Annotated in this window: 19 protein-coding genes and 4 tRNA genes; 18 read left to right on the top strand and 5 right to left on the bottom strand. The window is 37.9% G+C overall.

What is annotated here, in order from left to right:
• Positions 1-9: 9 nt before the first annotated feature.
• From hpaA2 to AA974_RS04505, 7 genes are all read left to right on the top strand, one after another.
• Positions 10-759 (top strand): HpaA2 protein, encoded by a 750-nt coding sequence (gene hpaA2 / locus AA974_RS04540; RefSeq protein WP_064434069.1) that lies wholly within the window; start codon positions 10-12, stop codon positions 757-759.
• 184 nt (positions 760-943) lie between these two features.
• Positions 944-1,020 (top strand) — tRNA-Pro (locus tag AA974_RS04535).
• 66 nt (positions 1,021-1,086) lie between these two features.
• Positions 1,087-1,163: transfer RNA gene (locus AA974_RS04530), tRNA-His, on the top strand.
• A gap of 54 nt (positions 1,164-1,217) precedes the next feature.
• Positions 1,218-1,294: transfer RNA gene (locus AA974_RS04525), tRNA-Arg, on the top strand.
• A 17-nt stretch (positions 1,295-1,311) separates the two neighbouring features.
• Positions 1,312-1,388 (top strand) — tRNA-Arg (locus AA974_RS04520).
• A gap of 181 nt (positions 1,389-1,569) precedes the next feature.
• Complete coding sequence (locus AA974_RS04510; protein ID WP_230380938.1) at positions 1,570-1,746, top strand: hypothetical protein; 177 nt, start codon at positions 1,570-1,572, stop codon at positions 1,744-1,746.
• 236 nt (positions 1,747-1,982) lie between these two features.
• Positions 1,983-3,848 carry a mechanosensitive ion channel family protein gene (locus tag AA974_RS04505; protein ID WP_064433600.1) on the top strand — a complete coding sequence of 622 codons (1,866 nt, stop codon included), beginning with the start codon at positions 1,983-1,985 and terminating at the stop codon, positions 3,846-3,848.
• A 9-nt stretch (positions 3,849-3,857) separates the two neighbouring features.
• On the opposite strand, the gene cfaS is transcribed toward AA974_RS04505, so the two are convergent.
• Positions 3,858-5,027 (bottom strand): cyclopropane fatty acid synthase, encoded by a 1,170-nt coding sequence (gene cfaS, locus AA974_RS04500; protein WP_064433599.1) that lies wholly within the window; start codon positions 5,025-5,027, stop codon positions 3,858-3,860.
• A gap of 168 nt (positions 5,028-5,195) precedes the next feature.
• Here cfaS and metG point away from each other — a divergent pair, with 168 nt between their 5' ends.
• The 10 genes from metG (at position 5,196) to AA974_RS04450 (ending at position 16,596) form a co-directional block, all read left to right on the top strand.
• A complete protein-coding gene (gene metG / locus AA974_RS04495; RefSeq protein ID WP_064433598.1) occupies positions 5,196-7,148 on the top strand; it encodes a methionine--tRNA ligase in 1,953 nt (650 codons plus the stop codon).
• Positions 7,149-8,156: a hypothetical protein gene (locus AA974_RS04490; RefSeq protein ID WP_064433597.1), complete on the top strand. Its 1,008-nt coding sequence runs from the start codon at positions 7,149-7,151 to the stop codon at positions 8,154-8,156. It begins immediately after the preceding gene.
• Positions 8,157-8,159: 3 nt separating this feature from the next.
• Entirely contained in the window at positions 8,160-8,945 is a 786-nt protein-coding gene (gene cmoB, locus AA974_RS04485; protein WP_064433596.1) for a tRNA 5-methoxyuridine(34)/uridine 5-oxyacetic acid(34) synthase CmoB, read from the top strand.
• Between the two features lie 21 nt (positions 8,946-8,966).
• Positions 8,967-9,395 carry a hotdog domain-containing protein gene (locus AA974_RS04480; protein ID WP_064433595.1) on the top strand — a complete coding sequence of 143 codons (429 nt, stop codon included), beginning with the start codon at positions 8,967-8,969 and terminating at the stop codon, positions 9,393-9,395.
• Positions 9,396-9,399: 4 nt separating this feature from the next.
• Complete coding sequence (locus AA974_RS04475) at positions 9,400-10,569, top strand: glycosyltransferase family 4 protein (protein WP_064433594.1); 1,170 nt, start codon at positions 9,400-9,402, stop codon at positions 10,567-10,569.
• Between the two features lie 14 nt (positions 10,570-10,583).
• Positions 10,584-12,431: an arginine decarboxylase gene (gene speA, locus AA974_RS04470; RefSeq protein WP_064433593.1), complete on the top strand. Its 1,848-nt coding sequence runs from the start codon at positions 10,584-10,586 to the stop codon at positions 12,429-12,431.
• 434 nt (positions 12,432-12,865) lie between these two features.
• The gene (locus AA974_RS08290) at positions 12,866-13,306 is read left to right on the top strand and encodes a hypothetical protein (RefSeq protein ID WP_412767735.1); all 441 of its coding nucleotides are present in this window, start codon (positions 12,866-12,868) and stop codon (positions 13,304-13,306) included.
• Positions 13,307-13,428: 122 nt separating this feature from the next.
• Positions 13,429-14,253, top strand: a complete 825-nt coding sequence (mscS, locus tag AA974_RS04460; RefSeq protein WP_064433592.1) for a small-conductance mechanosensitive channel MscS — start codon at positions 13,429-13,431, stop codon at positions 14,251-14,253.
• A 427-nt stretch (positions 14,254-14,680) separates the two neighbouring features.
• On the top strand, positions 14,681-14,887 hold the full coding sequence (locus AA974_RS04455) for a hypothetical protein (RefSeq protein ID WP_064433591.1): 207 nt from the start codon (positions 14,681-14,683) through the stop codon (positions 14,885-14,887).
• Positions 14,887-16,596 (top strand): DUF262 domain-containing protein, encoded by a 1,710-nt coding sequence (locus AA974_RS04450; RefSeq protein WP_064433590.1) that lies wholly within the window; start codon positions 14,887-14,889, stop codon positions 16,594-16,596. Before AA974_RS04455 ends, AA974_RS04450 begins: the two co-directional genes overlap by 1 nt.
• 583 nt (positions 16,597-17,179) lie before the next feature.
• Here the strand turns inward: AA974_RS04450 and ftsZ are convergent.
• From ftsZ to AA974_RS04435, 3 genes are all read right to left on the bottom strand, one after another.
• Positions 17,180-18,337, bottom strand: a complete 1,158-nt coding sequence (gene ftsZ, locus AA974_RS04445) for a cell division protein FtsZ (protein ID WP_064433589.1) — start codon at positions 18,335-18,337, stop codon at positions 17,180-17,182.
• Between the two features lie 130 nt (positions 18,338-18,467).
• The gene (gene ftsA, locus AA974_RS04440; RefSeq protein WP_196207220.1) at positions 18,468-19,961 is read right to left on the bottom strand and encodes a cell division protein FtsA; all 1,494 of its coding nucleotides are present in this window, start codon (positions 19,959-19,961) and stop codon (positions 18,468-18,470) included.
• Complete coding sequence (locus AA974_RS04435) at positions 19,962-21,425, bottom strand: peptidylprolyl isomerase (protein WP_064434068.1); 1,464 nt, start codon at positions 21,423-21,425, stop codon at positions 19,962-19,964.
• 129 nt (positions 21,426-21,554) lie between these two features.
• Here AA974_RS04435 and AA974_RS04430 point away from each other — a divergent pair, with 129 nt between their 5' ends.
• Positions 21,555-22,865 (top strand): adenosylmethionine--8-amino-7-oxononanoate transaminase, encoded by a 1,311-nt coding sequence (locus AA974_RS04430; RefSeq protein WP_080471030.1) that lies wholly within the window; start codon positions 21,555-21,557, stop codon positions 22,863-22,865.
• 115 nt (positions 22,866-22,980) lie between these two features.
• Here AA974_RS04430 and gatC read toward each other — a convergent pair whose 3' ends face one another.
• Positions 22,981-23,262, bottom strand: coding sequence for an Asp-tRNA(Asn)/Glu-tRNA(Gln) amidotransferase subunit GatC (gene gatC, locus AA974_RS04425; protein WP_064433587.1), 282 nt, complete (start codon positions 23,260-23,262; stop codon positions 22,981-22,983).
• Between the last annotated feature and the right edge of the window lie 7 nt (positions 23,263-23,269).

Genomic DNA, 23,269 nt, shown 5'->3' with positions numbered 1-23,269 from the left:
AGGAATTTAATGAAAAAAGGTAGTTTAGCGGTAGTTTTAGGATCGTTATTAGTGAGTGGGGCGTTTTATACGGCTCTAGCTGATGGAATGCCTGCAAAGCAACAGCACAATAATACGGGCGAGTCAGTGGAGTTGCATTTCCACTATCCTATTAAAGGCAAGCAAGAGCCTAAAAACAGCCATTTAGTCGTTTTGATCGAACCTAATATAGAGATCAATAAGGTTATCCCTGAAAGCTATCAAAAAGAATTTGAAAAATCTTTAGTCCTTCAATTGAGTAGTTTTTTAGAGAGAAAAGGCTATAGCGTTTCGCAATTTAAAGATGCTAGCGAAATCCCACAAGACATCAAAGAAAAAGCGTTGCTCGTTTTACGCATGGATGGGAATGTGGCGATTTTAGAAGATATTGTAGAAGAGAGCGATGCGCTTAGTGAAGAAAAGGTTATAGACATGTCTTCAGGGTATTTGAACTTGAATTTTGTTGAGCCAAAAAGTGAAGATATTATCCATAGTTTTGGTATTGATGTTTCAAAAATTAAGGCTGTGATTGAAAGAGTGGAATTGCGGCGCACCAATTCTGGAGGTTTTGTCCCCAAAACTTTTGTGCATAAGATTAAAGAAACCGACCGTGACCAAGCTATTAGAAAAATCATGAATCAAGCCTATCACAAAGTGATGGTGCATATTACCAAAGAGTTAAGCAAAAAACACATGGAACATTATGAAAAAGTTTCTAGTGAAATGAAAAAACGAAAGTAGTTTTTAAGAAACGAAAAGCTTAAAAATCATTTAGAGCTGTTTTTAAAAAAGTAGCTTTTTAAAAGGGTAGGGGAGTTGGATTAATATAATTTTTGAGTGCCGTTTTTGATTTTAGTGGCATTTTTGAAAAATCACGCTCAAAAATTAGAAAATTCAGCTATAATAACGCTTCATGTGAAAATTTCGGGGCGTAGCGCAGTCTGGTAGCGCACTTGGTTTGGGACCAAGGGGTCGAAGGTTCGAATCCTTTCGCCCCGACCACTTTTTACATAATTTATTGTTCTGTTTAAAATTCTTTGGTAGAATGTCGCTTCCTTTCATTGAATGGTGGGAGTAGCTCAGTCGGTTAGAGCATCAGATTGTGGTCCTGAGGGTCGTGGGTTCGATTCCCATCTTCCACCCCATCTCATTAAATAAGCGTTTTACCGAGTTTTATGTTAGTCATTCCTTTATTTGAAGCGTTCGTAGCTCAATTGGATAGAGCACCAGACTTCGGATCTGGGGGTTAGGGGTTCGACTCCCTTCGGGCGCACCACCTAACGCCAGTATCATGCGCTTGTAGCTCAGCTGGATAGAGCAACAGCCTTCTAAGCCGTAGGTCGCAGGTTCGAGTCCTGCCAAGCGCACCACTTTTGACATTCTTTAAAGAGGAGTTATGGATTCTTTAGAGTGGGGATTACTCATTTTCTTAATTCTTGTTTTTCTTATAGGCATAGGATACTACATCTTTATGGTTTTTTCTTCTAAAGATTGATCATCAAAATCGTCCAATTACAAGAGGTAGGGTTGGAAACCTCTAAAACACCGATCTTGCATGAAAACATTAATAAAAGCGGTTATAAAAACCTAAAAAATGAGAGGCATGGTAGAATAAAAGAGATGCGCATTATCCGTGACTTGATTGCGCCGAACAAGGAAAGCTTTTTGACTACGACTTATTTTGAAATTATAAAAGTATTCAATAAAGCAGGACTTGTTAAAAATTAAGGCTCTGTTTTTAATTGAACCTCAACCATAAAATGAAAAAAACTCAAAACGCATCGCACAAGCGGTATAGCGATCTGAAAAGAGGCTCACCATTGGGATAAAACCCTCTTTTTAGGGATAAATAAAAAGCGCTTTCAAATTGCATGGGTAACTTTATGGGGAGAAGCGTTTCTGATTTTTGGTATAATCGCTAGAAATGATGAGAAAGATTTTATCTTGTTTTAGTGGGGTTTTGCATGCGTTGGTTATTGTATTGGGTATTGGTATTGTCATTGTTTTTGAATCCTTTGAGGGCGGTTGAAGAGCATGAAACAGATGCGGTGGATTTGTTTTTGATTTTCAATCAAATCAACCAACTCAATCAAGTCATTGAAACTTACAAGAAAAATCCTGAAAGAAGTGCTGAAATCTCTCTGTATAACACCCAAAAGAATGACTTGATTAAAAGTTTGACTTCTAAAGTGTTGAATGAAAGGGATAAAATTGGCATTGATATCAATCAAAATTTAAAAGAGCAAGAGAAAATCAAAAAGCGTTTGTCTAAAAGCATTAAGGGCGATGATTTCTACACTTTCATGAAAGACAGGTTGTCTCTAGATATTTTGTTGATAGATGAAATTTTGTATCGTTTTATAGATAAAATCAGGAGCAGTATTGATATTTTTAGTGAACAAAAAGATGTGGAAAGTATCAGCGATGCTTTCCTTTTGCGTTTAGGGCAATTCAAACTCTACACTTTCCCTAAAAATTTAGGCAATGTCAAAATGCATGAATTAGAGCAGATGTTTAGCGATTATGAATTGCGTTTGAACACTTATACCGAAGTCTTGCGTTACATTAAAAACCACCCTAAAGAAGTGCTTCCTAAAAACTTGATCATGGAAGTGAATATGGATTTTGTGTTAAACAAAATCAGCAAGGTTTTGCCTTTCACAACCCATAGCTTGCAAGTGAGTAAGATTGCGCTTGCTTTGACGATTTTAGCCTTATTGCTAGGTTTAAGGAAGTTGATCACTTGGCTTTTAGCTTTATTTCTGGATCGTATTTTTGAAATCATGCAACGCAATAAAAAAATGCATGTCAATGTGCAAAGCAGCATTGTTTTGCCGGTTTCTGTCTTTTTAGCCCTGTTTAGTTGCGATGTGGCTTTAGATATTTTCTACTACCCTAACGCATCGCCCCCTAAAGTTTCTATGTGGGTGGGCGCGGTGTATATCATGCTTTTAGCATGGCTAGTGATAGCACTTTTTAAAGGCTATGGGGAAGCGTTAGTTACGAATATGGCTACCAAAAGTACGCACAATTTTAGAAAAGAAGTGATCAACTTGATTTTAAAAGTCGTGTATTTTTTGATCTTTATTGTCGCGCTTTTAGGGGTTTTGAAACAACTAGGGTTTAATGTTTCAGCCATCATCGCTTCTTTAGGGATTGGGGGGTTAGCGGTGGCTTTGGCGGTTAAAGATGTGTTGGCGAATTTTTTTGCTTCTGTCATTTTGTTGTTAGACAATTCGTTTTCTCAAGGGGATTGGATCGTGTGCGGTGAAGTGGAGGGCACGGTGGTGGAAATGGGGTTAAGACGCACCACGATCAGAGCCTTTGATAACGCTCTTTTGTCCGTGCCTAATTCGGAATTAGCCGGAAAACCCATTAGGAATTGGAGCCGTCGTAAATTGGGAAGGCGTATTAAAATGGAAATAGGTTTAACTTATGGCTCCAGTCAAAGCGCTTTACAGCTTTGCGTGAAAGACATTAAAGAAATGTTAGAAAACCACCCTAAAATTGCTAATGGAGCCGATAGTGCTTTGCAAAATGTGAGCGATTACCGCTACATGTTTAAAAAAGATATTGTTTCTATTGATGATTTTTTAGGGTATAAAAACAATTTGTTTGTCTTTTTAGACCAGTTTGCGGACAGCTCTATCAATATTTTAGTGTATTGCTTTTCTAAGACAGTGAATTGGGAAGAGTGGCTAGAAGTCAAAGAAGATGTGATGTTAAAAATCATGGGGATTGTAGAAAAGCACCATTTGAGTTTTGCTTTCCCGTCACAGAGTTTGTATGTGGAGAGTTTGCCAGAAGTTAGCCTAAAAGAAAAGGGCTAAAGTCTAAAATTATTGGTAGATGTATTCTTTGGTTAAGGGGAAAGTGTTATCCACGCTGTTGGTTAAAAGCAATTGGAATAAATCCGCACTCCCTACCCTAAAGGCGGATGCGCAAGTCCTTAAATACAGATCCCACATGCGGATAAAGCGTTCATCATAGCCGAGTCTTTTCACTTGGTCTAGATTGCAATTGAAGTTGTCTCGCCAAATGTCTAAAGTCTTAGCGTAATGGATGCGTAAGCTTTCAGCCATGAGCAAGTGGAAGTCGCATTCGCTCATCACGCTCATCACTTCTCTTAAAGAGGGCAAGTAGCCGCCTGGAAAGATGTATTTATCCACCCATGCGTTAGTCTTGCCTTCAAAACAGCATAAAATGGAGTGGAGCAAAAACATCCCACCCGTTTTTAACACTTCTTTAACTTTTTTGAAATAAAAGGGTAAATTATCCTTACCCACATGCTCAAACATGCCCACGCTCACCACCTTATCAAAGCGGTATAACCGCCCGTCTAAATCCTGGTAATTCAATAACTTGATCGTTACTTTATTCTCTAACCCTAGCTCTTGGACTCGTTTGTTAGCTTGTTTGTATTGCTCGCTAGAAATGGTGATCCCCATCACTTGCGCCCCGTATTCTTGCGCAGCTTTTATAGAGAGATAGCCCCAGCCACAGCCTATATCCAGCAGTTTTTCGCCTTGTTTTAAATGGAGCTTTTTTAAAGTGTGATCTAATTTTTGGAGTTGGGCGGCATGGAGAGTGTCATCGTCTTTTTTGAAATAAGCGCATGAATAGCTTAAGGTTTCATCCAGCCAGATAGAATAAAAGTCATTCCCTAGATCGTAGTGTTTAGAAATGTTGGAGCTTTCTTTGATCGGTTTTTGGATAGCTTTAGCGCCATCATGTTTGTGCAAATACTCGTAATTGGTTTGCAAATACAAAGAGTGCATCACCTCATCCATAGAGCCTTCAATATCAATCACGCCGTCCATATAAGCCTCAGCAATCGTCAAAGACATGTCTTTTTTAATATCGCTAAATTTTAGGGGGCGATGGATCTTAAGGGTGAATTTAGGCGAATGTTCGCCATTCCTATAAACGCTATTATCCCAAAAAACGACCTGATAATCGCCGTTTTTCCACTGCTTGAACATGCTTTTGAGCAAAAATTTTGAAATCATCTGTCTATTCCTTAACTCATTTTTCAATTTTTTGAGTGCTAATTATAATGAATTTTAAGCTAAAAACACCCCATGAATAAGCATAAGTTCAACCTCTATTCTCTAAATTTTTAAAAGCATGTTAAAATTAAGAGATTTAAACAAATTTAAGGTAACACGATTATAAAGATGCAAAAATCACTGATCACAACCCCCATTTATTATGTGAATGACATTCCTCATATTGGTCATGCTTATACGACTTTGATTGCGGATACTTTAAAGAAGTATTATACGCTTCAAGGCGAAGAAGTCTTTTTTTTAACCGGCACCGATGAGCATGGGCAAAAGATCGAACAAAGCGCAAGACTGAGGAATCAAAGCCCTAAAGCTTACGCCGATAGCATTAGCACGATTTTTAAAGACCAGTGGGATTTTTTCAATTTAGATTATGATAGTTTTATCCGCACTACAGACAGCGAGCATCAAAAATGCGTGCAAAACGCCTTTGAAATCATGTTTGAGAAAGGGGATATTTATAAAGGCACTTATAGCGGGTATTATTGCGTGAGCTGTGAGAGTTATTGTGCGATCTCTAAAGCGGATAATACGAACGATAAAGTCCTATGCCCTGATTGCTTGAGAGAGACCACGCTTTTAGAAGAAGAGAGTTATTTTTTTAGATTGAGTGCGTATGAGAAGCCTTTATTGGATTTTTACGCTAAAAATCCTGAAGCGATTTTGCCCGTTTATCGTAAAAATGAGGTAACTTCTTTTATTGAGCAGGGTTTATTGGATCTGTCTATCACGCGCACGAGCTTTGAGTGGGGCATTCCTTTGCCTAAAAAAATGAACGATCCTAAACATGTGGTGTATGTTTGGCTGGACGCTTTATTGAATTATACGAGCGCGCTAGGGTATTTGAATGATTTAGACAATAAAATGGCACATTTTGAATGCGCTAGGCATATTGTGGGTAAGGATATTTTGCGCTTCCATGCCATTTATTGGCCAGCTTTTTTGATGAGTTTGAATTTGCCCTTATTCAAACAGCTTTGCGTGCATGGGTGGTGGACGATAGAGGGCGTGAAAATGAGTAAGAGCTTGGGTAATGTTTTAGACGCTCAAAAGCTCGCTATGGAGTATGGGATTGAAGAATTACGCTATTTTTTATTGCGTGAAGTGCCTTTTGGGCAAGATGGGGATTTTTCTAAAAAAGCGTTAATAGAAAGGATCAATGCGAATTTGAATAACGATTTGGGGAATTTGTTGAATCGCTTACTAGGCATGGCTAAAAAATATTTCAATTATTCTCTAAAAAGCGCAAAAATCACCGCTTATTATCCTAAAGAGCTAGAAAAAGTGCATCAAATCTTAGATAACGCTAATTCTTTTGTGCCTAAAATGCAATTGCATAAAGCTTTAGAGGAGTTGTTTAACATTTATGATTTTTTAAACAAAATCATCGCTAAAGAAGAGCCGTGGGTTTTGCACAAAAACAACAAATCAGAAAAACTAGAAGCCTTATTGAGTTTGATCGCAAATGCGCTTTTACAATCAAGCTTTTTGCTCTATGCGTTCATGCCAAGGAGTGCTATGAAATTAGCGAGCGCTTTTTGTGCAGAAATCACGCCCAATAATTACGAACGCTTTTTTAAAGCTAAAAAATTACAAGATATGATTTTACAAGACACCGAGCCTTTATTTTCCAAAATGGAGAAAATTGAAAAGACTGAAAAAGCGGGAGAAATCTTACCAGAAAAAAACGAAAAAGAAAAAAAAGACGCAAAAGAAAAAGCCCCACTAAAACAAGAAAACTATATCGGCATTGAGGATTTTAAAAAAGTAGAGATTAAAGTGGGGCTTATCAAAGAAGCTCAAAGGATTGAAAAATCCAATAAATTACTGCGCTTAAAAGTGGATTTAGGCGAAGGTTATTTGAGGCAGATTATCTCAGGAATCGCTTTGGATTATGAGCCTGAAAGCTTGGTGGGTCAAATGGTGTGCGTGGTGGCTAATTTAAAACCCGCAAAGCTTATGGGTGAAATGAGTGAGGGCATGATTTTATCGGTGCGAGATAATGATAATCTAGCCTTAATCAGCCCTACAAGAGAAAAAATTACAGGAAGTTTGATCAGCTAAATGCGATTAGGGGTGAATGAAGCCGTAGAATTGAGTTTGGGCGAATTGCAAAACACACCCTCAATCAGCTATTTTAATTCTATTGTTTTGTCTTTAAACAAAGTCCAAAAAGGCTCTTTATTTGTAGCTAAAGATCATGCTCTCATTCCTAAAGCCTTAGAGTTAGGGGCTTATGGGATTTTATACGCAGGAGAATATCCTTTAAGCGATAGGGATGTGGCATGGATCAAGCTTAAAGATATAGAGCATTCTTTGAATCATTTGTTTAAATTTTGCTTGTTGAATGAGTGCGTGGTTGGAGCGCTTTTAAGCCCTATAGAATTAGAGATCGCTTCTAAAATCATGGTGAGTGCTTTTGTGTGGTGCTTGAAAGAGAGCCTTGAAGATTTATTCATTATAGAGGGGTGTAAAATAGCCTTTTTTGATAAATTGGAGTGGCTTCATTTGTTTTATAAGCAAGAGCGTTTAAAAGAAGATTTAAAAGAAAGTCGTTTAATGATTCTCAACCAATCGTTTTTTTGCAGTGCTTTAGTCTATGAAAAACAAGAGTATGAATTAAAAATGCCATGCATCTTTTTAGAGCCTTTAAAAAGGGTCATTCAATTGTGCGAGAAATTACAAATTGAGTTTGATTTGAATCTTTTGGGCAAAAAAGAATACCCTTTAGATCATTGCAAACCCTTTTTTGTGAATAAGAATCTAGAAATAGCCCCTTATGGTGCAACGGCAAGAGTGGTTGTCGCTGAGACTTCAAAAGAATTGTTTGAAATGATGCTTCAAAAAGCCTTTGAGACTTTATCGTGGGGGAAAATTGTCGTGTTTTGTCGTAAAAACAGCACGGCTTTCTTTAAAAAAACCAACCCTTATTTTTACACCACCCAAAACAACTTAAAAAAGCAATTAAAAAATTTAGCGTTTAATTTCGCTTTTATTTATGGGATTAGCTCTCATCATTTAGAATCCCTTTTAAATCCCCCCTTTTTTAAAAAAACCCCCACGCTATGGTAAGTCATGCTCATTTGTAACGATAAAGTTAATCCAAAAACCCTTTTAGAAGAAATCATGGCGTTAAGGCCATGGCGTAAAGGCCCTTTTGAAATTTCTCAAATTAAGATTGATAGCGAATGGGATAGCTCTATTAAATGGGATCTAGTCAAAAACGCCACTCCTTTAAAAGATAAGGTTGTGGCTGATGTGGGTTGCAATAACGGCTATTACTTGTTTAAAATGCTAGAACATGGGCCTAAAAGTTTGGTGGGGTTTGATCCGGGCGTTTTAGTCAAAAAACAATTTGAATTTTTAGCCCCCTTTTTTGATAAAGAAAAAAAAATTATTTATGAGTCTTTAGGGGTAGAGGATTTGTGTGAAAAATACCCTAACGCTTTTGATGTCATTTTTTGCTTAGGGGTGCTATACCATAGAAAAAGCCCGCTAGAGGCTTTAAAAGCCTTGTATCATGCTTTAAAGATGAGAGGGGAGTTGGTGTTGGATACGCTTATTGTTGATTCGCCCTTAGACATCGCCCTTTGCCCTAAAAAAACTTATGCTAAAATGAAAAATGTTTATTTTATCCCCAGTGTTAGCGCTTTGAAAGGGTGGTGCGAAAGGGTAGGGTTTGAAAATTTTGAGATTATTAGCGTTTTAAAGACCACGCCTAAAGAACAGCGTAAAACGGATTTTATTTTGGGGCAGAGTTTGGAAGATTTTTTGAATAAAACCGATCACTCTAAAACTTTAGAGGGGTATGACGCTCCTTTAAGGGGGTATTTTAAAATGCTTAAACCAAGCAAGCGTTAGTTTCAATAAAGGATTAAGATAGTGCAAGAATCAGTCGTTCGTGTGGATTATGACTCTTTAGAGACTTGTAAGAATTTCAAACCAAGCGTTGGCACTGAATTGGTTGTTTTAGAAAAAGATATAGCCCATGCGCGTTTCAAGGGCAATGAAAGCATGGTGTATGAAGAAAATTTTGTGCATGCCGGGTTTGTGCTTATTGCGTGCAATTATGCGGCCTTGTGCGCGTTGAATAAAAGACACAGCGTGGTGGTTTCTAATAACATCAATTTTTATGCCCCCCTAGAATTGAATCAAGAAGCGCTCATTAAAGCGCAAGTGGTTCAAGATGGCGTGAAAAAAGCTGAAATAAGGATAGAGGCGTTTGTGTTAGACATTCAGGTTTTAGAGGGAATGATAGAAATCGTGGTGTTTGATAAAAAGCCTTTTAAATTCAATTTTAAAGAAGAGTAGTTAAATGGTTATTGTTTTAGTCGTGGATAGCTTTAAAGACACCAGTAACGGCACTTCTATGACAGCGTTTCGTTTTTTTGAAGCGCTGAAAAAAAGAGGGCATGTTATGAGAGTGGTTGCCCCTTATGTGGATAATTTAGGGAGCGAAGAAGAGGGGTATTACAACCTTAAAGAGCGCTACATCCCCCTAGTTACAGAAATTTCACACAAACAACACATCCTTTTTGCTAAACCGGATGAAAAAATCTTAAGAAAGGCTTTTAAGGGAGCGGATATAATCCATACTTACTTGCCTTTTTTGCTAGAAAAAACAGCCGTAAAAATCGCACGAGCAATGCAAGTGCCTTATATTGGCTCTTTCCATTTACAGCCAGAGCATATTTCTTATAACATGAAATTGGGGTGGTTTTCTTGGTTTAACATGATGCTTTTTTCGTGGTTTAAATCTTCGCATTACCGCTATATCCATCATATCCATTGCCCGTCAAAATTCATTGTAGAAGAATTAGAAAAATACAACTATGGAGGGAAAAAATACGCTATTTCTAACGGCTTTGATCCCATGTTTAGATTGGAACACCCGCAAAAAAGCCTTTTTGACACCACACCCTTTAAAATCGCTATGGTAGGGCGCTATTCTAATGAAAAAAATCAAAGCGTTTTAATCAAAGCGGTTGCTTTAAGCCGATACAAACAAGATATTGTGTTATTACTCAAAGGCAAAGGGCCTGATGAGAAAAAAATCAAACTTCTAGCCCAAAAACTAGGCGTAAAAACGGAGTTTGGGTTTGTCAATTCCAATGAATTGTTAGAGATTTTAAAAACTTGCACCCTTTATGTGCATACAGCCAATGTGGAAAGCGAAGCGATTGCGTGTTTAGAAGCCATTAGCGTGGGGATTGTGCCTATTATCGCTAATAGCCCTTTAAGCGCGACCAGGCAATTCGCACTGGATGAACGATCGCTATTTGAGCCTAATAACGCTAAAGATTTGAGTGCTAAAATAGATTGGTGGTTAGAAAACAAGCTTGAAAGAGAAAGAATGCAAAACGAATACGCTAAAAGCGCTTTAAATTACACTTTAGAAAATTCAGTCATTCAAATTGAAAAAGTTTATGAAGAAGCGATCAGAGATTTTAAAAATAACCCTTATCTCTTTAAAACCTTATCGTAACAAAAGGATAAAAAATGCAAGAAGTCCATGATTATGGGATTAAATTTTGGAGCAATAACGAATTTAAGATAGAAAAAGGCTTGGTTAAAATTTGTCATGGCAAAAACCCCTCGCTTTTAGAAATCGTTCAAAGCGTGCGCGATAAGGGTTATAGAGGGCCTTTGTTGGTGCGATTCCCTCATTTGGTGCAAAAACAAATCAAAAGCCTGTTTGATGCGTTTTCTTTAGCGATTAAAGAGTATCAATACAGCGGGGCTTTTAAAGCGGTTTTCCCTTTAAAAGTCAATCAAATGCCCTCGTTTGTTTTCCCTTTAGTGCAAGGGGCTAAGGGTTTAGATTATGGTTTAGAGGCCGGGAGTAAATCTGAACTCATCATTGCGATGAGTTACACTAACCCCACAGCCCCTATCACCGTGAATGGCTTTAAAGACAAAGAAATGATTGAGCTTGGCTTTATCGCTAAAAGCATGCAGCATGAAATCACTTTAACGATTGAGGGTTTGAATGAGTTAAAAACCATTATCGCCGTGGCTAAACAAAACGAGTTTTTAGCCTGCCCTAAAATTGGCATTCGCATCCGTTTGCACAGCACTGGTACTGGCGTTTGGGCAAAGAGTGGGGGGATCAATTCTAAATTTGGTCTTAGCAGCACTGAAGTTTTAGAAGCGATGCGCCTTTTAGAAGAAAACGACTTGTTAGAGCATTTTCACATGATACATTTCCACATAGGCTCTCAAATTAGCGATATTTCGCCCTTAAAAAAGGCTTTAAGAGAAGCGGGAAACTTGTATGCAGAATTGCGTAAAATGGGCGCTAAGAATCTTAATAGCGTGAATATTGGAGGGGGGTTAGCCGTAGAATATACCCAACACAAGCACCACCAAGATAAAAACTACACTTTAGAGGAATTCAGCGCTGATGTGGTGTTTTTATTGAGGGAAATTGTGAAAAATAAGCAAGAAATAGAGCCGGATATTTTCATTGAATCAGGCCGTTATATTTCCGCTAACCATGCCGTTTTAGTGGCCCCGGTGTTAGAATTGTTTTCGCATGAATACAATGAAAAATCCCTAAAAATCAAAGAAAGTAATAACCCTCCCTTGATTGATGAAATGCTAGACTTGCTCGCTAACATCAATGAAAAAAACGCCATTGAATACTTGCATGATAGTTTTGATCACACCGAGTCGCTATTCACGCTTTTTGATTTGGGCTATATTGATTTGATTGACAGGAGCAATACTGAAGTTTTAGCCCATTTGATCGTCAAAAAAGCGGTGCAATTGCTTTATGTTAAGGATCATAATGATATTTTACGCATTCAAGAGCAAGTCCAAGAGCGCTATTTATTGAATTGCTCGTTTTTCCAAAGCTTGCCTGATTATTGGGGCTTGAGACAGAATTTCCCGGTCATGCCCTTGAATAAATTAGATGAAAAGCCCACCAGGAGTGCGAGCTTGTGGGATATTACTTGCGATAGCGATGGGGAAATCGCTTTTGATTCCACAAAGCCCTTGTTTTTGCATGATATAGATGTGGATGAAGAAGAATACTTTTTAGCGTTCTTTTTAGTGGGAGCGTATCAAGAAGTTTTAGGCATGAAACACAATTTATTCACGCACCCTACGGAATTTAGCGTGGTTTTTGATGAAAAAGGCGATTATGAAGTGGAAGATATTTGCGAAGCCCAAACGATTTTAGATGTGCTAGATGATTTGGACTATGACACTAAAGAAATCGAGCGCCTTTTAAAACAAAAAATTGAAGACAACAACAAACTGGATATGGAAGAAAAGAAAGAAATCATGGGGCGCTTGTATGTCATGCTGAGCGAAAACGGGTATCTGCGCACGATTTCTTAAAAGAACGCTATCAATGGATTTAAACGACTTTAACCGCTATAAATCAATAAAAGAATGAAAAAAATAACCAAATCTTTTAAAAAAGAACTTATTGAACTAGGGAATAAGTTCGAGTAAAATAGCATTGCGTGGTGTCCTGAAGTGGTAGAAAAAGGCGGTAAGGTTTATGCTAGATTTAGTCTCATTTGCACCACACAAAACCCTAATGGGGTTGAGCTTATGACTTCTTTGGTAAAATACGCAGGCATTGTAAATTAGGGCAGTTGATAGGAAAATCAGAGCTTGTCAGTTTTGGTAGCGATACGAACCCTAGCGCTAAATCCTTTCAAAATGCTTATTCAAAAATACACGGAAGGAAGTTCTTTTTCTATAAACCCACACAAATAGTTGAAAACACCTTACAAAGTTTAAAAGCCAAACTTGACGCTAATAGAATGAAAACTAGCACAACGGGTGGGGTAATAGGCACTTTCGGTTATGTAGATATGAAAAAGTCGTTCAGGTTGGATAGCGTGTTAGGAACCAATAAAAATTTTAATATAACTAGCGATAAAGTCAGTCCAAGCCTTATTCATGCTATGAGAACTTACAAAATTAAACCGACTTTAAAAATGACCTTAAGTGAAGCTATAAATAACCCTAACTTAAAGGCGTTTGATGAACTTACTAAAAAAAGAAAAATACAGCATAACCGCTCCTTTCTAGGTTGTATAAAATCCATTAAAGCCAAGCTAGAGAAAAACCATTGCCATATAGTGAGCGCTAGCCATCAAGTATGGGGTGCGCATAAAGTGGCCTCTAGGTTCAATGCTAAAAACCCTTTTTCATTAGACAGCGTGTTAAAGCCAATCAATTTGACACTAACGCTAGATTGAGCGTTTGAGTTATGATAATAAGGTTAGTCCTAAACATGCTAACATGTCAAAACTAGCTACATAACGATAGGATAAGTTATCTTGTCGTTTCTAGCGATTTTGTGATTTGCAAGGAAAAATTTATGGATGAAATTAAAACGCTGTTAGTGGATTTTTTCCCGCAGGCAAAGCATTTTGGGATAATCTTGATCAAGGCTGTCATTGTCTTTTGTGTAGGTTTTTATTTTTCGTTTTTCTTACGAAACAAAACCATGAAACTTTTATCCAAAAAGGATGAGATTTTAGCGAATTTTGTCGCACAGGTTACTTTTATCTTAATCCTTATCATCACTACAATCATTGCGCTAAGCACGCTAGGCGTGCAAACCACCTCTATTATCACTGTTTTAGGAACGGTGGGGATTGCTGTGGCGTTGGCTTTAAAAGATTATCTTTCAAGCATTGCTGGAGGGATAATCCTTATCATTTTACACCCTTTCAAAAAAGGAGACATCATTGAAATCTCTAGTCTGGAGGGCAAAGTAGAAGCACTTAATTTTTTTAATACTTCTTTACGCTTGCATGACGGGCGTTTGGCGGTTTTGCCCAATAGAAGTGTCGCTAATTCTAATATTATCAATAGTAATAACACTGCATGTCGGCGCATTGAATGGGTTTGTGGGCTAGGGTATGGGAGCGATATTGAACTGGTGCATAAGACTATAAAAGATGTTATTGACGCAATGGATAAAATTGATAAAAACATGCCCACTTTTATTGGAATCACGGATTTTGGATCCAGTTCATTGAATTTCACCATTAGAGTTTGGGCAAAGATTGAAGATGGGATCTTTAATGTGCGCAGCGAACTCATTGAACGCATCAAAAACGCCCTAGATGCTAACCACATTGAAATCCCTTTCAATAAGCTAGATATTGCTATTAAAAATCAAGACTCTTCTAAGTGATTGGTGTGGGGCGTATTGATTATAGTAATGCTTGAATTTTAAAGGAGTAACCCATGCCAAGCGATTTTAAAAACATTTTCAATGGCTTAAAAGATGAATATCAGTGCTTTATCTATGAGCCGATTATACGAGCGAATGTTAAACTGCTCAATAGCGGTTATCTCTGGTCGTAGGGCATATAACTTAGCGATAATGCAAGCAGAGAACACAGACCTAGTTTATGCGTTGGTGTTAAAGACATCGCATATAACAGCTTAAATAAGCACTATTAATTTATCTTTGATACTGATAACCCTTTAAAAATGCATTGACTTCTCAAATCTATAATGGAGCAACTAGTTTTAGAAGTTAAAAGAAGTTTTAAGCCTTTATTGGTAATAGTTAGATATAATACCCCATGTCATCTTTTTTTTAAAAAGGGGTAGAAATGGCATCCAACCATCCAAGCCATCAAGCAACGCTACCCTATTCTTATAACTTTTACCAAAACCGACTTAAAAATCCCCTGCTTTTTATCATTCCCCCTTCCATTAACCCGTGCAATAACCCGCATAACATCTTTAAACCATTGGATTCCATAAGCCCCATTTTTAAATCAGTGGGGCTTACCGAGTTCAATTCAAAGGAGAAATGATGGCAAAAGTAGAAGTAGAGTTAAAAAAACTCCATCAAATTTTAGCGGATAGGGAATATTTTTATCAAGTTCCTGATTACCAACGCCCTTATGTGTGGGATAAAGATCATTTAGGGGCTTTGATTGATGATTTGGTGGGCAGCTATACAAGCAACAGAGAAGATGAGTATTTTTGCGGCTCTATTGTGATTGCCAAAAATCAAAAAGATGAAAGATGGGATGTTGTGGATGGTCAACAGCGATTAACGAGTTTTATCATTTTAGCTTGCACGATTTTAAAGCTTTATAAACACAGTCTTGAGCCAAAATCTAAAGCTTTTATTGAAGAGAGTATTTATGACAGATTTGATAAAGACAAAAATCGTCTGAGGTTCTTAACCGCTCAAAATTACAAGCAGGATTTTGAAAACACGGTGTTAAACAATTTGGAGTTTGAAGACAACCTTAAAAAGAGCGAGTTGCATAAGAAATTTGAAGAAAACACTTATTGGCGTAACGCTTATTATTTCAAGGAGCTCTTGGATGAGAGCATAAAAAATGGTTCAATAAGCGATATTGATGATTTTGTCAAATGGTTTTATGAGCACATTGTTTTGACCAGGATCGTTTGTTTTGAAGAAGACAGCGCGATGCAAATCTTTCAAGTGTTAAACGACAGAGGCCAACCCTTAAGCCCTATTGATATTTTAAAATCCAGTTTAATGCAAGAAATCAAACAAGATAGTGAAAAGCGTAAGGATTTTATAACCACTTGGGACAAATTGGTTGAAGCTTGCAAGAGTGTTGAAGGCACAGATATTGATTTGGAAGACTTTTTTAACATGTATTTGGAATACGCTGACCCTAGCGTTTCTAAAAAGAGAGCCGATAAGGGATTAAAAAAGGTGTTCAAAGACAGCAAAAAAGACGCTTGCGGGTTTATTTATGATGTGAGCGCTTTTATGAAATCTTATACCGATTTGTTAAAAAAACAAGACCGATACATTTACTTATTAAGATACCTTCCCTCCAGATTTTGGGCCAGTATTTTAACGACAGCCCTTTATGTCAAATACCCTGATTTTGATGCTTTGAAAAAGCTTTTGGTGTCTTATTATTATCAAACTTGGATTGCAGGAGGCACGATCACGCGCATCAAGTCAACGAATATCAACATTATCAAAAATGTTAAAAGCAATAAGGGTATTAAAACCATTAAGGAGCTTATATTGAATAACATAGCATTTCATAACACCTTTGACCAATACCACTATAATTTATGGGATAGCTCTTCTGCTTATTCTAGCAAATGGGCGTGTCCTGTCTTAGCCCTAGCTAATTATTTCATGACAGATGAAGAGAAACCCAATTTTATCGTTATGGATGCAGAAACCCAAGTGGAGCATATTTTGCCCCAAAAGCCCAAAAGAGGCAGTCAATGGAACGCAGATTTTGACCAAGAAAAAAGAGAAAAATGGTTAAATAATATCGCGAATTTAACCCTTTTAAAGCGTAAAAAGAACGCACAAGCTTTAAACGGGGATTTTGATGAAAAAAGAGAAATTTATGGCGGCAAAGACATGAGCAAAGTGATTAGCTGTTATGACATCACTAAAGAATTGTATAGCAATTATAGGAAGTGGAATGAGAAATCTCTCCAAGAGCGATACGACTTTTTGCATGAAATTATCACGCCTGTTTTACACATAGAAGGGCAAGAAGAGGAATGAGTTTGATCTAGAATAATTAAAGATCGCTAAGGCTAACACTCTAAAAAGGAGCAAGTTATGTTATTGAATTATGATTTTTAGAAAGAATTGAAGACTCTAAAGTCAGAGCCTTATTGCGAGCGTGTTAGAAGACTCATAAAGCCAATGAGCGAGAGTTTCTTACTGATGTGTGCGATCTTTTGAAAAAAGATTATCAAAGAAAGTGATGACTTGTTTGATAAAATCACTGCTGCTGTCAATGATTTTGATGGGACAAATATTATCTGTATTTGATGAGATATGAAGCTCAATTCAGTCAAAAATGCATTGACTTCACAAATCTATAATGGATCTATGGGTGGCAAGCATGAACAACAAAGCCCTTGGTTTTTGCCAAATGAGTTTCTAGTGTTTTATTAACGAGGGGGTGTTTTGGGATAATTTCCCCATTTAAGCACTTTAAAATCCCCCAAATACTCTAAAAGTCAGCACACAGAAAATCCAAAGCTTTTTAATTTCATTCTAAAAAAACGAATGAGAAAAAACCCAACAAACTACTTTATGATAGCCCTATAAAAATAGGGGAGAAAAGCGAGATCTGCAATTAATCTTGCTGGATTCTCATGGTTGTGGGTATGGATAGCTCTTCTTCAGTAGGGATCTTTAAATACCCGCCATTACCCACTTTTCTTGCTTGTTTCACCACAGGCTGAGAGGGCGTAGCGATAGATTCTAAACTCGCTCCAGTGCTGTTTCTTTCAGCACCGGTTGCAATGATAGTAACGCGCACATGATCAATGGGGATATGATCGCTCGTGTGTTGGCCAAACTTAACATCAACATCTTGATGGGCTTGATCTTGAATAAAATCGCACGCTTGAGAATAAGCCATCATAGGATAATCAGGGTGGTGCTCAAAAAAGACAATAATGCTCTTAGCCCCTTCAATAGAAGCGTCATCAAGAAGAGGCGATTGGATCGCGTTTTCCACTGCTAATTTAGCGGATTCTTCGCCAGTGGCTTCACCAATACCCATTAACGCAAAGCCTTTAAAACCAAGAGCACTCTTTAAATCGGCAAAATCAACATTGATATTACCGGGTTTAGTGATGATAGTAGAAATGCCACTCACAGCCCTAACCAAGACATCATCAACTTCCCTATAACATTCCGTGGTGCTAGCGTTTTTTTTCATGGTGAGAAGGATTTTGTCATTAGGGATAACTAAAATAGAATCGCTAGATTGCTCCAATTCTTTCAATCCCTCTTCAGCCCTCTTTCTTTTTTGATTCCCTTCGTATTTGAAAGGCTTGGTAACGATAGCGATCGTGAGTGCTCCCACTTCTTTTGCGATTTTAACGATAGTAGGGGTGGCTCCAGTCCCAGTCCCTCCTCCAAGCCCTGTAGAGACAATGACTAATTTGGCGTCCTTAATCGCTTCTCTAATTTCATTAGCACTTTCTTCGGCGGCTTTTCTACCAATATCAGGAACCCCCCCAGCGCCTAAACCTCCAGTGGATTCTTTGCCTAAAAGGATCTTAACCGGAGCAGGATTGTTTTTGAGATGTTGGCCATCAGTGTTCGTTGCAATGGGGGTAACATCTTGATGCACGCCGTATTCAACCAGGTGTTTGATCATGTTAGACCCCCCACCTCCAACACCGATGACGACAATCTTAGCCCCTTTATAAGCTGGATCGCTTACTTCTTCAATGCTCGCTTGACCGATATTATAATTTTCCATCTCTGATTGATGAACCATAGCCACATTCCCCTTGAGATACGATTTTTGCAAATCTTAAACTTTGATGAATATCTAAAGGATTATACCATGTTTTCTAGCTTTTGATAACTATTAAGGCGTTTTTATCGCATAAAGAAATTGCTGTATCTTAAAAGATTTTAGAAATCTTATCAAGGAAACTTTTAAAAAAACCTTTTTGTTCGGTGGATTTTACAGGTAAGAAATCATCGTTTTTAGCGGTGTTTAAAGGAGCGCTAGGGGCTTTTAAATCGCTCAAATTCCTTTCTGTAGGCGATGAATGGATATGGGGGGTAGGGCTTGATTGAGGGGCTGTTCTTGTGTAATCATCGCTTTCATGGTAGCGGATAATCCCTTTAGAGTCTCTTTCATAATTGGTATGCCCCCCTGCTTTGTATAAAATCAAGCCAACCACGACTGAAAAGCGAGGGTCTTTCAAGTCTTCAAACATGCCCATGATATTGTATTTTTCCATAGGGGCGGCCAAACGCACGGGGTAATTAGTGAAATGGGCTTTAGCCAGCTCTTTGATCCCTTTCATTAAAGCCATCCCTCCGGTTAAAACAACGCCCCCACCCAAATGCTCTTCTAAACCGCTATCTTGAATGCTCCTGTGGATGATTTCAAAAGTTTCTAAAGCCCTGTCTCTCATGATAGTTTGGATTCTGCTAAGAGGCACTACATGGCTTTCATTGCCATCCGATCCGGTGGTAGGGATTTGGACATTTTGAGAGGGCGTTTCTTCGCCGCTTCCAAAAGAAAGATCCCCGTATTTGATCTTAACTTCTTCAGCGTAAGGGAATGGGGTGTTGAGCATGCACGACAAATCCGTGCTTAAATGGTGAGAGCCTATGGGTAAGTATTTGTTATAGCGTATAGAATTGCCGCTATAAATCGTAAGGTTGCATGTCTCTCCGCCTATATCCACGCAAGCCACGCCCAATTCCCTTTCATCATTAGACAAGGTAGCAATCGAGGCTGCATAAGAATTGATCACGATGTTTTCAATCTCTACCCCAGATTGGATCATGATTTTTTCTAAATTTTCAATGTTGTTTTTTTCCGTATAGACAATGTGGATAAAGACTTCCAAGCGGGTTCCGCTCATCCCTAAAGGGTCATTCACTTCTTGTTTGTCTAAAGTGAAGCGATAGGGGAGGGCATGCAAAATATGTTTGTCGTTATCCAAGCCTGCTTTAGCGCATGCGTTATTGATAGCGCGATTGATTTCATCAATGGTTACCACATTATCTTTGGTGCTCGCTACACCGGTAACATCTCTAATGCTTTCAGTATAAGCTCCAGAAAAAGAAACAATCGCCTTAGTTTTAGGGTGGTATTCCCCAAAATGGGGCATGGGGTTGTTTCTGTCTTCATCAGCGTTCAAACCTGCCATTTTTTTAGCGCTATTAATCACTTCTTTAATGGCGTTAGAAGCGTGAGCAAGGCTATTGATACGTCCTCTTTTAATGGCTTTTGAATTGATTTCTTTGGAGTCTTGATGGGCTGTGCCAATGATGCGCAAAATCCCTTCTTTAAATTCAGCCACTATTGCGCAAATCTTTCTAGAGCCTATATCAACCCCTATAACGATTTCTTTATGTTCCATTATTTCCCCTTGCATTTATTGAATGTATTTGACTATCTTATAGCGTTTTTTCAATTCTTCTATCAACGCTTTATCAAAAAAATCCGTTTTAGTGTTATTGACTAAACGCTGCATATACTGGCTTTCTTCTGCACTAAATGAGTGGTTGAAATTTTGTTCTGTGATTTGATAGAGCACCATTTTATCACCAATAGCGATAAACCCCTTTTTTTCCTGGCGGTTAAAAAGGGTGTTGATAAACTTAGCGCTTTCTTCTTGGTTAAGCTCATTAATAGCACCTCCAAAATTAGGGCTTACATAGCCCACGCTTTTGCCTTTAAAATCCTTAAGTTTTTCTTTAGCTAATGCCTGCAACGCCATAAGGGTTTTTTCTTGAGTCAAGCGGGTTTTAAGAGTGCTTTTAGCTTCATCAAAATTTTGCAATTCGTCTTTGGTTTGAGAGATGAGCTGCACTACAATAAAACCATCTTTAAAAGGCTCTGGTTTTAGGATTTCAAGAGGCTTGAGAGCGGCGAGTTTTTGCGTGATTTCAGCAGTATAGGGGGAGTTGTTTTCTTCAAAATCGTGCGTAGTGTAGTTCTGCACGCTCGCTTTTTTTAGAGCGATATAACTCCTCAAGGCTTTTTCATTCGCTTTTTGCATGCTTAAATCATGTTTGACTTGCTCTTGAACGCTTTTAAAATCCTGTAATTTCCCCTCTTTGTCCAAATAAGACACCTTGTTTTTATGGTAGTATTCCTCCAACTCTTTCAAATCAGGTTTTTCTAAACTGGCGTCAAAATATAAAGAGCGTGTTTTAAAGCTTGTGGGCTTTTTAAAATCCTTTTTATGGGACTCGTAATATTTTTTCATCTCTTCTTCATTAAGAGAGATTTTAACATCATTAGGGTTTAGGATAAGAATGTCTAATTTGTCTTGCAATTTTGCCCAAAGCGATAGGCTGGATTGCTCCAAAGGGGTAGTGGTTTTGGGGAATAGAGCACTGATTTTTTGGATAATCAAAAATTTTTTAACGCTTTCTTCAAAGAGCTTGGGGCGGTAATGGCTTTGCTTTAAGATATTTTTATACAATTCTTCATCAAAAACGCCATCTTTTTGAAAAACGCTCGTTTTTCGGATCTCTTTCGCCACTTCTTGTTTCGTAGCGCCAAGCCCTAAATCTAAAGCGAGATTTCTCAATAGGGCTTGATTGATGAGTGAATCTAAAGCGCTTTTTTCTAAATGCATGGCTTTGATTTGATCTTCAGTGAGTTCTTTAAAATTGGGGATAGACTCAGCGTATGCGTCTTTAAGGCGGCGGTATTCTTGGGCTAATTCTTCTTGAGAAATCTTAATCTGTCCCACTTTGGCAGCGCTATCGCTATCTAAAGAAAAGCTGTATTGCCCCCAACCTATCATCCCAGCGGCAATAAAAGCGATCGTGCTTATCCATATTGTAACCACTAAATACTTTCTATGATTTTGCATCCATTCAATCATAAGAACTCTAATCCCTTTTAAAAAATAAAAAATGTGAAATTCAGGTTTAAACAACCTTATAGTAAAATCAAATAACCCTATTTTAACCAAAGGTTATTAAAATTATCCTTATTACAGAGAGTTTTTAACATGAATTTTCAAGAAAATTTAGCCGCTTTGGATTTGGAATATCTTTGGCATCCTTGCTCGCAAATGCAAGAGCATCAAAATTTCCCCATTATCCCCATTAAAAAGGCTCAAGGGATTTACCTCTATGATTTTAATGATAACGCTTACATGGATTTAATCAGCTCATGGTGGGTGAATCTTTTTGGGCATAATAACGCCTACATCAGCCAGCAGCTCAAAAATCAAATTGATAATCTAGAGCATGTCCTTTTGGCTTCTTTTAGCCATAAACCCATCATCACGCTCTCTCAAAGGCTTTGCCAGCTCACTCATATGGACAAATGCTTTTATGCGGATAACGGCTCATCTTGTATTGAAATCGCTTTGAAAATGAGCTATCACGCCCATTTTTTAAAGAATCAAACGCGCCACAAAAAGCTTTTTTTATCGCTCTCTAATTCCTATCATGGCGAGACTTTGGGAGCATTAAGCGTGGGCGATGTGAAACTTTATAAAGACACTTACACCCCTTTATTACTTAAGAATCTCACTACACCCGTGCCTAAAAACGACAATGAAATAGAAAATAGTTTGGACGCTTTAAAGCGTCTGTTAGATAAGCATCATGAAGAAATTTGTGCCTTCATTGCAGAGCCTCTTTTACAATGCGCAGGGAATATGCATATTTATAGCGCAAAATATTTAAAACAAGCCGTTTTATTGTGCAAGCAAAAAAACATCCACATTATTTTTGATGAAATCGCTACCGGGTTTGGGCGCACAGGGAGCATGTTTGCTTATGAACAATGCGTAATTGAGCCTGATTTTTTATGCTTATCTAAAGGGATTAGTGGGGGGTATTTGCCTTTAAGCGTGCTATTAACCCATAATGAAATCTATAACCAATTTTACGCTCCCTATGAAGAAAATAAAGCGTTTTTGCATTCGCACAGCTACACAGGAAACGCCCTAGCATGTGCATGCGCGAACGCCACGCTGGATATTTTTGAAAAAGAAAATGTTATTGAAAAGAACAAGGTTTTAAGCGAGTTTATTTTTAACGCGCTAGAAAACGCATTAAAACCCTTGATAGAGCAACAAGTGGTGTCTGATTTAAGGCATTTGGGCATGGTCTTTGCCTTTGAAGTCTTTATTCACACTAAAGAGCGTTTGAGTTTGGCGGTTTTTAAAAAAGCTCTGACCAAAGGCCTGTTATTACGCCCTTTAAACAACACCATTTATCTCATGCCTCCTTATATTATCACGCATGAAGAAATCAAAAAGGCGGTTGTGGGGCTAGTGGAAGTGATTAATGAGTTAAAAAAAGGCTGAAAGCGCTTTTAAAAATAGTAAAAAGCTTGAATTGAATCAAGTGGATAGCTTTTTTCTGTCTGTTGGATTTCAAAAATCAAGTTTTTAACTTGATATGAAATCTATTCAATAAAACCTATTCAATAATTTTGGGCACAACGAAGTAATGATCCTGGCTGTGTTTGTTTTGGCTTAAAATCTCTTTGGCGATGCGGGGTTGGCTTTTGGGCTCATCTTCTCTTAAAGGGGTGCATAGCTCTGTATCTGTTTTTAGCGTGCTAGTTTCTAAAGCGAAAATGTTTTCTACAAAGCCTAAAACCTCCGCTAAATGGCCTTTAACGCTTTCTTTATGCTCATCTTTAATTTCTAGCATGCTCAATTTTTCTAAGCGTTGCAATAAGGTGTCATCAATTTGCATTCTTTTC

The sequence above is a fragment of the Helicobacter pylori genome, from assembly GCF_001653475.1.
GTDB lineage: Bacteria > Campylobacterota > Campylobacteria > Campylobacterales > Helicobacteraceae > Helicobacter > Helicobacter pylori_CM.
Note: the sequence above shows the minus strand (reverse complement) of the source record. Positions and strands in the feature narration are given on the sequence as shown.